General features: G+C 33.2%; 9 protein-coding genes and 2 pseudogenes. 4 read left to right on the top strand and 7 right to left on the bottom strand.

Annotation, left to right across the window (positions count from 1 at the left end; all coding sequences use genetic code 11):
* Positions 1-4: 4 nt before the first annotated feature.
* Complete coding sequence (locus tag AAGD99_RS04025; protein ID WP_341822660.1) at positions 5-925, top strand: patatin-like phospholipase family protein; 921 nt, start codon at positions 5-7, stop codon at positions 923-925.
* A 39-nt stretch (positions 926-964) separates the two neighbouring features.
* Here AAGD99_RS04025 and AAGD99_RS04020 read toward each other — a convergent pair whose 3' ends face one another.
* The 3 genes and pseudogenes from AAGD99_RS04020 to AAGD99_RS04010 form a co-directional block, all read right to left on the bottom strand.
* Positions 965-1942: a helix-turn-helix transcriptional regulator gene (locus tag AAGD99_RS04020; protein ID WP_341822659.1), complete on the bottom strand. Its 978-nt coding sequence runs from the start codon at positions 1940-1942 to the stop codon at positions 965-967.
* A gap of 46 nt (positions 1943-1988) precedes the next feature.
* Entirely contained in the window at positions 1989-2897 is a 909-nt protein-coding gene (locus AAGD99_RS04015) for a helix-turn-helix domain-containing protein (RefSeq protein ID WP_341822658.1), read from the bottom strand.
* A gap of 80 nt (positions 2898-2977) precedes the next feature.
* A pseudogene (locus AAGD99_RS04010) lies at positions 2978-3313 on the bottom strand (hypothetical protein); the annotation flags it as partial.
* Positions 3314-3386: 73 nt separating this feature from the next.
* Between AAGD99_RS04010 and AAGD99_RS04005 the strand changes: the two are divergent.
* Positions 3387-4401 (top strand): IS630 family transposase gene (locus AAGD99_RS04005; RefSeq protein ID WP_341822214.1). Its coding sequence is split into 2 segments (ribosomal slippage): positions 3387-3851 and positions 3853-4401, totalling 1014 coding nucleotides; the frame shifts between segments, so codons are not numbered across the junction.
* Positions 4402-4410: 9 nt separating this feature from the next.
* Here AAGD99_RS04005 and AAGD99_RS04000 read toward each other — a convergent pair.
* From AAGD99_RS04000 to mutL, 4 genes and pseudogenes are all read right to left on the bottom strand, one after another.
* Positions 4411-5274 (bottom strand): annotated as a pseudogene (locus AAGD99_RS04000) (hypothetical protein); the annotation flags it as partial.
* Positions 5275-5444: 170 nt separating this feature from the next.
* On the bottom strand, positions 5445-6110 hold the full coding sequence (locus AAGD99_RS03995) for a RadC family protein (protein WP_341822657.1): 666 nt from the start codon (positions 6108-6110) through the stop codon (positions 5445-5447).
* 169 nt (positions 6111-6279) lie between these two features.
* A complete protein-coding gene (locus AAGD99_RS03990; protein ID WP_341822656.1) occupies positions 6280-7218 on the bottom strand; it encodes a helix-turn-helix transcriptional regulator in 939 nt (312 codons plus the stop codon).
* Between the two features lie 68 nt (positions 7219-7286).
* Entirely contained in the window at positions 7287-9095 is a 1809-nt protein-coding gene (gene mutL / locus AAGD99_RS03985) for a DNA mismatch repair endonuclease MutL (RefSeq protein ID WP_341822655.1), read from the bottom strand.
* Positions 9096-9526: 431 nt separating this feature from the next.
* Here mutL and AAGD99_RS03980 point away from each other — a divergent pair, with 431 nt between their 5' ends.
* Both AAGD99_RS03980 and AAGD99_RS03975 read left to right on the top strand, forming a co-directional pair.
* Positions 9527-12127: an ankyrin repeat domain-containing protein gene (locus AAGD99_RS03980; RefSeq protein ID WP_341822654.1), complete on the top strand. Its 2601-nt coding sequence runs from the start codon at positions 9527-9529 to the stop codon at positions 12125-12127.
* A 95-nt stretch (positions 12128-12222) separates the two neighbouring features.
* The gene (locus AAGD99_RS03975) at positions 12223-13302 is read left to right on the top strand and encodes an ankyrin repeat domain-containing protein (RefSeq protein WP_341822653.1); all 1080 of its coding nucleotides are present in this window, start codon (positions 12223-12225) and stop codon (positions 13300-13302) included.
* Positions 13303-13559 lie beyond the last annotated feature (257 nt).

The raw sequence follows: 13559 nt of genomic DNA, 5'->3' as shown, positions 1-13559 counted from the left end.
CACAATGACTAGATATATCTTGTCTGTTGACGGCGGAGGCATAAGGGGCATCATACCAGCCATTATTCTAGCAGAAATAGAAAAAAGAACAAGAAAGAGGGTAGCTGAAATCTTTGATCTTATGGCAGGAACCTCAACTGGTGGAATTGTTATAGCAGGATTATGTAAAAAAGATAAACCTCAATATTCTGCTAATGATTTAGTCGAGTTCTATCGGGAATATGGACCATATATTTTTAAGTCTTCATTTTTTAGGCGATCAATATTATCTTGGTTTAACTGTGCACAATATCCACACAAAAACATCGAATCGATATTAGAAAAATATTTTGGTGATGATACTCTACAAAACACTTTAAATAATGTACTGCTTACCAGTTACGACATTCAGAATAATTGCCCATTTTTCTTCAAAAGCTGGAAAGAAGGTAATATTAAGCTGAAAGATGCACTCAGAGCTGCAACGGCTGCACCTACTTATTTCATACCAAAACATCTCAAAATTAACCAGATAAAAAGAGTATTAGTGGATGGCGGGGTGTTTGCCAATAATCCAGCGGCTTGTGCATATGCGAGTGGTAAGAGGTTATTTCCAAATGATGATATTCTATTGTTATCGATAGGTACTGGCAGAACAGATAGAAGCATAGAGTATGCCAATTCAAAGAGATTTGGAAAAATAGGCTGGATAAAACCTTTGTTAAATGTGATGTTTGCCTCTGGATTGGACTGCGTAAATTATCAGATGAATCAAGTAATAGGCAATAGATACGTAAGAATACAATCGCAATTGAAGCTAGCGTCGGCTGACATGGATAACATTACATCAAAAAATATCAAATCTCTGCAGGAGGAGGCAAATGCAATGATAGAGGATAATCAAAAAGTGATAAACAAATTCTGTATAGAAGTATTAAATATATAACTATTTTTACTTATATCTTGATATATTGTTTAACACAATTCAATTTTCACACTCATCAGCAGTTAGGCCACTTGCTCGCACAATAATATCAATAGCAACACCTTCCTTAACTAGATCTTTTGCAATCTTGATTTTCTCTGCTTTTTTAACCTTTTCTTTACCAGTTTGCATTCCTTCAGATAAAGATCTGGCTACCGTATCCAGTAATTCTTGATCCTCAATTTTTTCGCATTTACCTACAAACCTCAAAACTGGCTCATTTTCATATTCTGTTAGTCCAAGAGCTTTAATGTTAACTGATAATGTCTTTGCTATCTTATATAATATTTCAATTGGAATGTCTGTATATCCTCGTTCATAGTCGTGTATTTCTTTAGGTGTTGAACCGATTTTATTTGCCAAGTCCTCCTGAGTGTATTCCCGTATTAATCTCTGCTCTTTTATCCTTTTCCCCACTTTGTAGAGTATAGAATCAGTACAAATTTCTTTCTCTATATCATCATATTCGTAAGTAGATAAGCGAGTCACTTGGGAAATAATATCAACTGAAACTCCTTCTTTCACTAGATTCTTTGCTACTTCTATTTTTGCTTCTTCTTGACTAATTTTCTCGCTAATATATACAAACCTTACTAATGGATACAGCTTCTTGCGTAATTCCTGATCCTTAATTTCTGTATGTATTTTTGTTAGGTAGACTATTTCTTTATCCTCATCTTCATACCAACTGTTTTCTCTTAGTACTGTTGGTCCTGGAAGTAGATCTATAACATTAACTGACAATGCTCCTGCTATTATATAAGATTCTTTGATTGTAATAGCCTTGCACCCTAGTTCAAAGTTATGTATTTCCTTATGTGTTAAACCAATTTTGCTTGCTAATTTTGCCTGAGTATACCCTTGTACTATCCTACAACCTTCTATTTTTTTCCCTAGCTCGTAGCTTACTGAGCCAACATGCTCTGAATTATCATAGATAAATCCTCTAAAAGCTGTTTTTCCTACAGAAGCAAACATATATTCTATCACAAAAAAATCCACTATTGGCTAAGTTTTTATGAAATCACAAAAATTTCTCAATCATATAATTTGATAAGCCTGTCGTTTGCAAGATAATATCAACAGAAATTCCTTCTTTCACTAAATTCCTTGCAACTTCAATCTTCTTTTCCTCTCTGACCTTTTCTCTACAAACATGTATACCTTCAAATAAAGACTTGATTAGCACATTTCGTAATTCCCGACTCTCAATCTTTTTGTATTCTTCTATCAAATTTGATAGCTTTTCTTCCACTTCACTATCTTCATCTGATTCGGGAAGTAGATCTATGATACTGATTGATAATACCTTTGCTATTTCATCTAACATTTCAAGTGAAACAGCAGCTCTCCCTTGTTCATACTCGTATATTCCTTGATTTGTTATGCCAACTTTATTCGCTAAATCTTTTTGAGTATATCCTCGTATCAATCTCCACTCTTTTATCCTTTGCCCTACTTTGTATGGAACCGGAATTTTGTTCTCCTCATACTCACCAATAGATAGGTTAGTTGTTCGAGAGATAACATGAGCAGAAACTCCTACTTTCATCAAACCCCTTGCTACTTCTATTTTTACCGCTTTTCTGCTTCTTTCCTCACTCAAACGAATAAATTTGGTTAATAAATAAAATACCTCGCTTAATTCTTTATCTTTATATCCCTTTACTAAATTTAATATTTCTTCATCTTCAAAATATCTTTTTTCATTTGGTAGTGTTTCTCCACAAACTAGACCTCTCACATTCACTGATAGTGCTTCTGCTATGGCATATAACTTCTTAATTGGAATTTTACGACTCCCTTTTTCATATTGCAGTATTGCCCAGTACTTTACACCAACCTTCTCCGCTAAATCCTTTTGAGTATACCCTCTCTCTAACCTCCAACTTTTCACTTTTTGCCCTACTTCACAGTCTAGACTTTTTTCCATGCAAAGAACCATATATAATATTTTCTACTATAGCTCAGATATAACAAACCTCTGGAACCTTAAAGTTAGCTGTAGACGTATTAAAGTTCTCTAAAGGTTTCTTTACTACCTTCACGTATTCTATTTACCCACGGAGACAATACTTCATTATTGCTAACCTCTTTTATAGCACACTTTTCACTCCATATGCCACATCTAGTGAAATTACCTCTCTCTACTGCTTCTTTAAGTTTTACTCCACCGAAAAGGCAATTTTTTCCTATTTCTTCCCCCCTTTTTTGTAATTCAGCCCATAGTTCCTTATCCGCTACTTTTACTTGTACTTGATTGCAATTTTTTACGTCCTGGTACAATATAATATTTAGCTCACCAATGCTTGTAGGAAATTCTAATACAACAGAACTTCCATCTGATACCAATTCCTAAAAATAAATAGACGAATAAAGAAAAATTTCTAAAATAGAATAATTTAAGAATTAGTGGGGAGTTATGGCAGGAAAAAGTAAAGCAATAGGAGAAGAATTATATAATAAGTGTAACCTGGAATTAAAGAAGCACGGCATAAGAGGAGAGATAGGAAGAAGATTACAGGCAATAATATCTGCAAAAGAATATGGAATAACAAAAGTTGCTCAAATATACCGAATTACTAGAACTACATTGATGAAGTGGATTACAAGATTTAAGGAAGGAGGAGTCAATGCGTTTAAAATACAACCAGGACGTGGAGTAAAGCCGAAGTTGAGCTACAAGCAGCAAGAAGAAATTAAAAATGTCATAGCAGAAGAAGGAGCCAACCTAACGGCTAAGAAATTAAAAATCATAATTGAGAAAATGTTTTCTATTGAGGTAAGTAAGTCTACAGCACATAGACTGATGCAAAAGTTAGGTTTTTCGTATATTACTCCAAGGCCTGTGCACAATAAACAGGATAAAAATAAACAAGAAGAGTTTAAAAAAAAATCTTAATGAAACTATTGTCACGTATCCCGAAAAAGAGCTATTTTTCTTCGATGAGTCGCGGTTTGGCACACATTCAAAGATTGGACACGGGTGGTTTAAAAAAGGCATTAGGACACAGGTTAAGGTAAAATTAGGTAGGCAAAACTTTTATCTCTATAGTGCAGTTAATCCTAGAAATGGAGAGAGTTCTAGCTTATTCGTACCAAACGTCAATACTGATTGTATGAATATATTCCTTGAGCAGATGTCACAATATTTAGGAACAAGGGAGGCATTTCTTGTTGTGGATTGTGCAGGATGGCATAGATCCAAAGGTTTAAAAATACCACAAAATATTACCTTAATCTATTTACCTCCATATTCACCAGAGTTAAATCCAGTAGAGCGTTTATGGCAATATTTGAAAGACAATCTCATTAAAAATAGAATATATGACTCTGTTAGTTTATTGGAGGATACTGTATGTGCATTCATTCGTAATATTACGGAAAGTTCGATCAAAACCATTTGTTCTGTGAGTTATTTGCCTACTTATTTATGAGATTTGGTATGACATATCGGTATAGTTTCTTACACCTCCTTTCTCACTTTTAACCTCAACTGCATCATTGCCAATTTTTAAAATATTACTTCCTAACTCTCTGTTTGCTTCCAGTATTTTGGCTACCTCTACCTTGCTATCTTCAGAGAATTCCATAAAAAGCATTTTATTATCTATCTCGATATCTATTAATTCTCCTTCCTGAACAGCACTTCCGCCAGCTTTCTCTAGTTCTTCTAGTTGCTTATCTATCTGTGGCTGAACTTCTGGTTGTAGCTCATTATAGATTTCACCTATCAATTTATTCTCCAATAAAGTATCATGAAACTCTGCACCGCTTAGCATTAATTTACGCATTATCTTTTTTCGATCACTTTTTTCTAATTTATGAAAATGTGTACCCAATACTATATATTCAGCAAAGCTCCACTCTCCATCATTACATGCATTTAGCCTTCCTCCAGAAGCTAGTACTTTGTCTATAACTTTGTGCAATTCATTTACATTCTTTGCCTCTACCACTTCACTTTTTAACCAGCTTAAAGTTTCTGCGCTTGGCTTTATTTTTTGCAAAGATGAAGAAAATGGATTTTGATAATCTGCTTGATTGCTTATAGGTTTTGTGCCATATATATAATCAAGTCCTTTTCCGTAGTTGATTTTGTTTTCGCGAACGTCTCTGCTAGGAAAAGGCACCTCTCCAAGCTTTTTAGCCTTATTAGTTTTGCTTACAAAGGTGGACTGCTCCTTAGTACGACCAATTCCTACAATAGCATTTAATACCTCACCTTTTGATAATCTATCAAGATCAATGTTTAACTCGTAAGTACCTCCTTCTTGATCATTAAAAGGTACAATTATTTTATTACTCATATTAGCCTCCGCTATTAAATATACTTTACTAAGTTTACAACCGACTTTATTACTTTATAATTAATTCAATATATATTTTCTCATTAATTATAGAGAATGATTAATGTACTTGCAAATACTTTCTTCATTCAAATAGTTAAACAACTCATGAAAATCTTCAAACATCTGCTTTATAACAGTCCTTGCTCTTTAAAACTAAAATATCCAACACTTGTAATGATAATGTGATCCAGTAACCTAATCCCTATAGTCTGACAAGCTGCAGCCAAGTCTTTAGTTACAGCTTGATCCTCATCAGATGGCTTTAACCTTCCTTCTGAGTGGTTATGAGATATTATTATTGACGTCGCTTTTCTTATTAATGCCTTTCTTGTTACTTCTCTTATGTAAAAAGGTACCTTATCTACTGTACCAGTAAACACTTCTTCCCCCTTTAAATGGCACTTTTGATCAAAATATATTATTTTCATCTTTTCCTCCTCTGAATAACCAATACTCACTCTTAAATATTTTACGATGGTTTCCAAGTTATCCATTACAGGTCCTTTCTTTAACTCTTCTCTTGGTACCCTCTTTGAAGCTTCCTTTAGGCATAAAATTACTGCTACTGTAGAGTCAGTTATCCCTTCTATAGTTTTCAAGTCATCTATTTCCTGGCCTAAAACTCCTCCTATTCCAAAACTATCTATTAGCTTTCTAGCAATAATTCGAGCTTCTTCCCTGTCATGCACTGCACTTAGAAACGTTTCTATTACTTCACGATCAAGTAGAGCTTTACCGTTGCTTTCTAATGCTCTGAATTCTATTTCTTCTCTACGATCTTTCTTATTATTCATAAAAATTACCCTTCACTAATAACAAAATGTTTTTATATATTTACTGCTGTTTTTTGTCAGCATTGGCATAAAGCCATAGCTTTTGAGTGAAGTCAAATCAATTTTTAAATCTTTTTTACTTATTTTTTCATCAAAAAGTAAGGATATTAATAGGTACTGATTTTTTATTTTAAATTTGTTGAATTTCGTCTAAAGAGATGCCTACTGTTTTTAAAATAATATTGATAGAAATTTCTTCCTTAACTAAATTCTTTGCAATTTTCATCTTTTCTACTTTCTTCACTTTCTCTTTGCAAATTTGTATGCTTTCAAACAGAGATTTTATTAGTACATGACGTAGCTCTTGGCTTTTAATCTTTTTGTATTCTTCTATTAACCTTGATAGCTCTGCTTCACTATTCTCATTTTCTGTTGTTTCTGGAAGCAGATCTGTAATATTAATTAATAGTACCTTTGCTATTTCATCTAACACTTCAAGTGAAACAGCAGCTCGTCCTTGTTCATATTCATATATTCTTTGATTTATTATGCCCACTTTACTTGCTAAATCTTCTTGTGTGTATCCTCTTCTCAACCTCCATTCTTTTATTCTTTGACCTACTTTATACGGAATAGAAATTTTTTTCTCATCATTATCATATTCATCAATAGATAAACTGGTCGTTTGAGAGATAACATGAGCAGAAACTCCTTCCTTAACTAAACCCTTTGCTACTTCTATTTTTACCGCTTTTCCACTTCTTTCCTCACTAATACGGATGAATTTGGTTAATAAGTAAAACGTTTCACGTAATTCTTGATCCTTAATCTCTTTATGTCTTCTTACTAGATTTACTATCTCTTCTCCCTCATACCCTTTCTCATTTGATACTTCTTGTCCGCAAGCTAGATCTCTAGCAGTTGTTGATAATGCTTCTGCTAATTCATATAACTTCTTAATTGAAATTCTGCGTGTTCCTTTTTCATATTGCAGTATTACCTGATATGTTGTTCCGATTTTTTTTGCTAAATCTTTTTGAGTATATCCCTTTGCTAATCTACGATTTCTTACTTCCTTTCCTATTACTTTGTAATCTAAAAAATTAGAGCATTTATTCTCTTTTTTCACATTTTATACTCCATAACCAGAAGAGCTGTTACGTATACTTAATTGGGAACCTTTTTGACAAACTGAACTCATCTCCTTTCAAACAATTTTTCTATATCACTTAGTTTCATTTCTATATACGTTGGTCTTTCATGACCAGAATATGGAGTTTTCTCAATTTGTCTTAGTATCTCATTCATCTCTTCCAATTTCATTTTTCTTCCTGCTCCATGGCAAGCGATTGTGGCTGATATTTTATTCACCTTATCCCCTATTGGCAACGTATCTTCCATTTCCATTAACTTATCTATTATATCAATTAGCATCTCTTTTACATCTATTGTTCCAAAGATTGCAGGTATTTCTTTCACCCTTACTTTATCTTCTGATTCTATTTCAATATCAAAACCCATTTTAAAAAGCTCATCTTTATAAGTTTCAACCATCTCCATTCCAGCTTGGTTTTTAATTTCAACTGTTTCAGGAAGAAGAAGTTTTTGTCTTTTTATGCTTGATTTTTGCTTTAAGCACTCGTATATCAATCTCTCATGAGCTGCGTGCTGATCTACTATAATCAATTTGCCTTTAGCCTCAGCAATAATATAAGTATTGTAGACCTGACAGCGTGCATACCCTAGAGGATGATCCGCTATTAAATCAATTTGCTCTCTTTCTAGAACCATAACTCCTTTCTGTGGTGTAGATTTCTCTATACCTTCATACTTAAAACTTCCTGATAAGCTTTGCTTTCTTTCGTCTGGTGCATTGAATTCTTTCATTAGACGATTTTCTAAAAGACTTGGCCTCTTCTCATAAAACTCTTTTTGATTTTTTTTCTCTTCACTATTAACCTTCTCTTGACTATCAAACTCTTCAATACTTTGAGACTTAACATCACTTGCTGCGAACGTGCCTATTCTCGTCGATAATGCTTTTATTATCCCTCTTCTCACTATTTCATATATTGACCTTTTATTCTGAAATCTTACTTCTGATTTATTTGGATGCACATTTACATCTACTTGATCGTATGGTATCTCTAAGTGCAACACTGCAAAAGGATACCTCCCACTTAGAATAAAATCTTGATACGCATATCTAATTGCACCAATAAGTAGATTGTCTTTTATTGGCCTTCCATTAACAAACGTATAGATCTGAGTTGAATTGCCACGACTAATAGTTGGTTTACAGATGTGTCCCGTAAGTTTGATTCCTTCTTCTTCCTCTTTAACTTCCAGCGAATTGCTCTGAAATTCTTCTTCTGTTTCACATAGTCTGTTAAAGAATGAAGTTTGTTTAGCATATTTTAAGAGCTTTTTATTACTGGAAGTGAGAGTAAACCCAATACTGTAGTTAATCATTGCTAAGTTATTTACAATGTCAACAATGCTTTGTGTTTCTGCCCTCTCGGTTTTTAGAAATTTTAGTCTATTTGGTGTGGCAAAAAATAAGTCACGAACTTCAATATATGTACCCTGTAGCAAAGAACAAGGAATAACCTCTTCTATTTTTTCTCCTCCCTCATACCTTATAGACCATGCTTCCTTTGCTCCACTTGCCTTAGACGATAATTTCATTCTACTTACTGCTGCAATTGAAGGTAAAGCTTCTCCTCTGAACCCAAGGTGCTTGATTTCTATTAACTCACTATCGCTTAATTTTGAAGTAGCGTGGCGCATAAACGCAAGTTCCAAATCTTCCTTTTCTATTCCATTTCCATTATCTGTCACAGTTATAAGATTGCGCCCACCACTTTCTATTTTGATCTCTATTTCTGAACTTCCAGCATCTATTGCATTTTCTACTAATTCCTTTACTACACTTGCTGGCCTCTCTATTACCTCTCCTGCTGCTATACGATTTATAGTTTTTGTGTCTAAAAGAATTATTGCCATATTTTCAACTCTCAGTCTGATCAGTTTAATATCAATTAAAATCAGATTGTCTATTAAATTCTATTCTAAGCCCTTTCATGAAGATCATTAGAATTATGTATAATTATTAATGCTTTTTAAGTGGATTTCCTATTGTTCTTTCTAAGTTCCTTGGTGCACGTAACGATTATACTTTAAAAAGAATGTTGGCTACTGAGAAGAATGAAGACATCATCATCAGCGAAAAAAAAGGGCAAAAAAACAGAGAAAATTGATGTAACTACTTAAGGCAGGTGTCTCTATTGCAGCTGAGACAGCTGATCACTCATGATCAAATAAAAAAGTTATAAGCACACAGATTGGATTACAGTATCTTTTTTAAGAAGAAGATTTATCTTGCTTAAAAACTTGTAGATACTATATTTTACATAAATTCTTCATGCGAGGCCTTTATGTTTACTAATAGAATATCTAATAATCTGGATCAGCTACAATTTTTTGTAGAGTTTTTAAATGAAAATTATGAAACTCAGAAACATCTTAGTCTTACACCACTACATTTAGCAGCAGGAAATGGTCAGTTGGATTTAGTCAACACTTTATTAGGAGAGGGTTTAGATATTAACTCAGAGATTAAGTACGATGGCTTTACGCCACTGTATTTTGCAATTGCAAAAAATCGCTTAGAGATGGTTAACTTTCTTATTGCTCATGGAGCAGATGTAAACCATAAGACCATTCTAGGCTTTACACCTTTAAGTTTTGCATCCCAGCAAGGATATTTAGATATAGTCAACACCTTGATTGCAAATGGAGCAGATCTTAGTACTAAAACAGATAAACTTAATACACCTTTACACCTAGCAGCAGAGAATGGTCATCTAGATATAGTAAATGTTTTTATTGAAAAGGGATTAGATGTTAATGCTGTAAATAATGATCGAGCAAGACCTTTGCATTCTGCAGTACAAAATGGTAACCTCGAAGTAGTTAAAGCTCTTATTTCACAAGGGTCTAATATTAACGCTGGATCTTCAGGCATAGGTAATCGTAAAGTTGATGCAAACATTACACCCTTACATCTGGGAACACAAACTGGTAGGTTAGATATAGTTAAAGTTCTGCTTGAAGCGGGAGCAAACGTTAATGCAAAAACAGATGATAAGATTACACCTCTACATTTAGCGTCTCAAAATGGCTTTTTAGAGTTAGTAGACATTTTACTAAAAGCAAAATCTAATGTTAATGCTAAGGATTATGAGAATCTTACACCTCTACATTTAGCAGCAGAACGTAATCACTTTGGAGTAGTTAAGTCTCTTCTTCTCGTAAAGGGAATTGATGTTAATGCTAAGGACTACGATAATTCCACAGCTTTACATATAGGATCTCAGAATGGTCACTTAGAAGTAGTGAAGTTACTAATAGAGAAAAAAGCCAATGTTAATGCTAAAAAAAACGAAGGTTTTACACCTTTACATCTAGCAATGCAGCAAAGTCATTTCGAGGTGAGTGATTTTTTAATTAAAAATGGAGCAAACATTAACACCGTGGATGATCAGAATTGGACTCCTTTACATAATGCAGCATATAATGGTTTTTCTTTAAAAATAGTAGAGAGCTTAATTGCAAAAGGAGCAAATATAAATGCAAAGATGGATGATGGTAGAAGAGCTCTACATTTAGCAGCAGAACATAATTACTTGGAAATAATGAATTTCTTGATTGAAAATGGAGCAGATGTTAATGCTCTAGATAACAGAAGTTGGACTCCTCTACATTGTGCAGCATATGATGGTAATTTAGAAGTTGCTAAATCTTTGCTTAATAAAGGAGCAGACATTAATGCTAAAACAGTTAAAAGTACTACACCTCTACACTTTGCAGTAGACCATGATCATTTAGAGGTGGTTGAATTGCTCTTAAAAAAAGGGGCAGAAGTTAATGCTCTAGATCACACAAATTGGACTCCTTTACATTTTGCAGCAGAAAAAGGTTATGATCAGATAGCAACCGTTCTATTGAAACATGGTGCTGATGTAAATGTAAAAGAAAATCAAAATAAAGGCACAGCCCTACATCTTGCAGCTCAATATGGTCATCCTAAGGTAGTCAAAACTCTTATTATAAGTGGAGCAGATGTTAATGCAAAAATGGATAAAAATGCTACACCTTTACACTTAGGGGCACAAATTGGTAATTTAGATATAGTTAGGTCTCTGCTTATTAGCGGAGCATACTTTAATGCTAGAGCTGAAGGAGGTAGATATGTTTTACCATTACACTTTGCGGAAAGAAGAGGAAACCCAGAAGTCATAAAATTACTAAAATTGGTTGAGAAGTTATTTAAGGCTATAGAAGATAATAATTATTTAGGAATTGAGAGTTCCATTAGAAATGGAGCAATAATTGATTCGAAAAACGTGGATGGAAGAACGCCATTACATTATGCTGTTAATAATGGGCACATAAAAGTTGTAAATATCTTGCTAGCAAATGGAGCTGATGCTACTAAAGTTACTAACAAAGGTAATACACCATTACACACTGCTGCTTCCAAAGGTCATAAAGAAATTATTGAAGCTTTGTTACAACGTGTAAGCCACAATAAATTGAGTGATTTTATTAATGCTAAAACAATAGTTAAAGGCACTGCATCGTTGCATGTTGCTACTGAAAATAGCTTTTTTGAAGCTGTAAAGTCTTTGTTGAAACATGGTGCAATTTATAACATCAAGAATAAGGAAGGTAAAATACCACTTGATCTTTCTCGAGACCAGAATATTACTAACCTATTGAAATTAGTAGAAGAGCTGTTTGAGAATGCAAAAAATGGTAATGTTGAAATTATCAGTAAGCTGAAAGCAATAAAACCTGATGAGCGCGTAGCTGTAACAAATGCTCGTAATGATCAAGACAAGTCATTAGTCCAGGTTGCAGTAATCAATAAACACTCAAACCTTGCAAGTAGATTATTAGAAATATTAAAAAGTCCAGATCAGAGTTTACAAGATGTCAGCGTAGAAAATCGAGTAAAGAGTTTAAAGTTATAGCTCTCTTAAATGAAACTCTAATGAGGGTGCCAAGATCTAGAAAATATACAAAAATTTTGTTACAAAATAGTGAAATTTAGGAGGATTTTAAAAATATGCTAAATAATAATATTAACAAAGAATTAGAAAAAGCAGTCTATGAACGAAACTTAGAAAAAGTTAAAGCTCTTTTGTCTGCAGGTGCTAATGCTAACCTTAGAGTAGAAAGGAATAGAGATACGTTACTTCATACTACTAGTAGTGTAGAAATTACTAAAGAGCTTTTGTTAGGTGGTGCCGAAGTCAATTCAAGAAACATGTATAGTGAAACTCCACTACATTCTGCTATAACACTGGGGAAGGAATTAGAATTAGTTAGAGAACTTCTGAAACATGGTGCTGATGTAAATGCAACAAACCGTAAAGGCAATACTGCACTGAACCATGCTGTAAAAAAAAGTGGTAAAAATCTGGGAGTAGTTAAAGAACTATTAGAATATGGAGCTGATATTAACATAAGAAATCGTGAACGACGGCTTTATGATAATTGTTCCACATCTTTAGATAACGCTGTAAGTGATCTAGCATGCGCTAAATTGTTGATTAAATTTACTTTAGTAAGGAACTTCAATAAGGATTACGGAAAAATTATTGACTTATCTCCTTATAAAGGATGCAGTAATTACAGTAAATTATCAAGTTATCTAGATGACTGTGTTTGTGAAATTCTTCAAATGAAAACAGATGAAATAAAAGATAGCCTTCCACTATATGAATTTGTTACAAATAACTTCAACATACATGTACTATATAATAATCAATTATCTGTAAGACTAGCAAAAATTGATTATTCCATACGCTATCCTATATATAATGATATCATATTAGATAAGGTAAAACCTTTTTTAGAAAGAGCAGATTTGTTAAATAAGTTAAGTAAGATACAATTTTATACTAAATTAGATGTGGCAGATCAAGATGCCAAAGAAAAGAAAATTATTCTGGACCATGATTCTACATATAATATAACTGAATATCTATCTAATGATAACTTGTTAAACTTTATAGTAGCGTTTGATGATTCCAATAAACGTACTTTTCAATCTTTAAGTTCCTTAAATAATCTCGTAGAGCCTGGTACAAGACTTTATGAAACTTCTATAAGTAATGATACCAAACGTGCAAGATTAGAATAAATACATTTTTTGTCAGTACTAGAGTTTTTTATGAACAACAATTAGTCGTATGGTTCCAGAGAGGTGATACATAAGAGATTGCTATAATGCCAAAACACTAAACTTAGTGCTTTTTTATGTAAGTTGATCATCATTTCTCTTTGTTGTTTTCAAACGGGTTATTATTAGTAGGTGTTACTAAAAATTTAAACAACCAACACATTTCCCACACCCAAAACCAAATGTTGTGAAGGCTTTTCGTCCTGAAATTGCAGGAT

The sequence above is a fragment of the Wolbachia endosymbiont (group A) of Clivina fossor genome, from assembly GCF_964026865.1.
In the GTDB taxonomy this organism is placed as follows: Bacteria; Pseudomonadota; Alphaproteobacteria; order Rickettsiales; family Anaplasmataceae; genus Wolbachia.
This window is presented reverse-complemented; position numbering and strand designations above follow the sequence as displayed.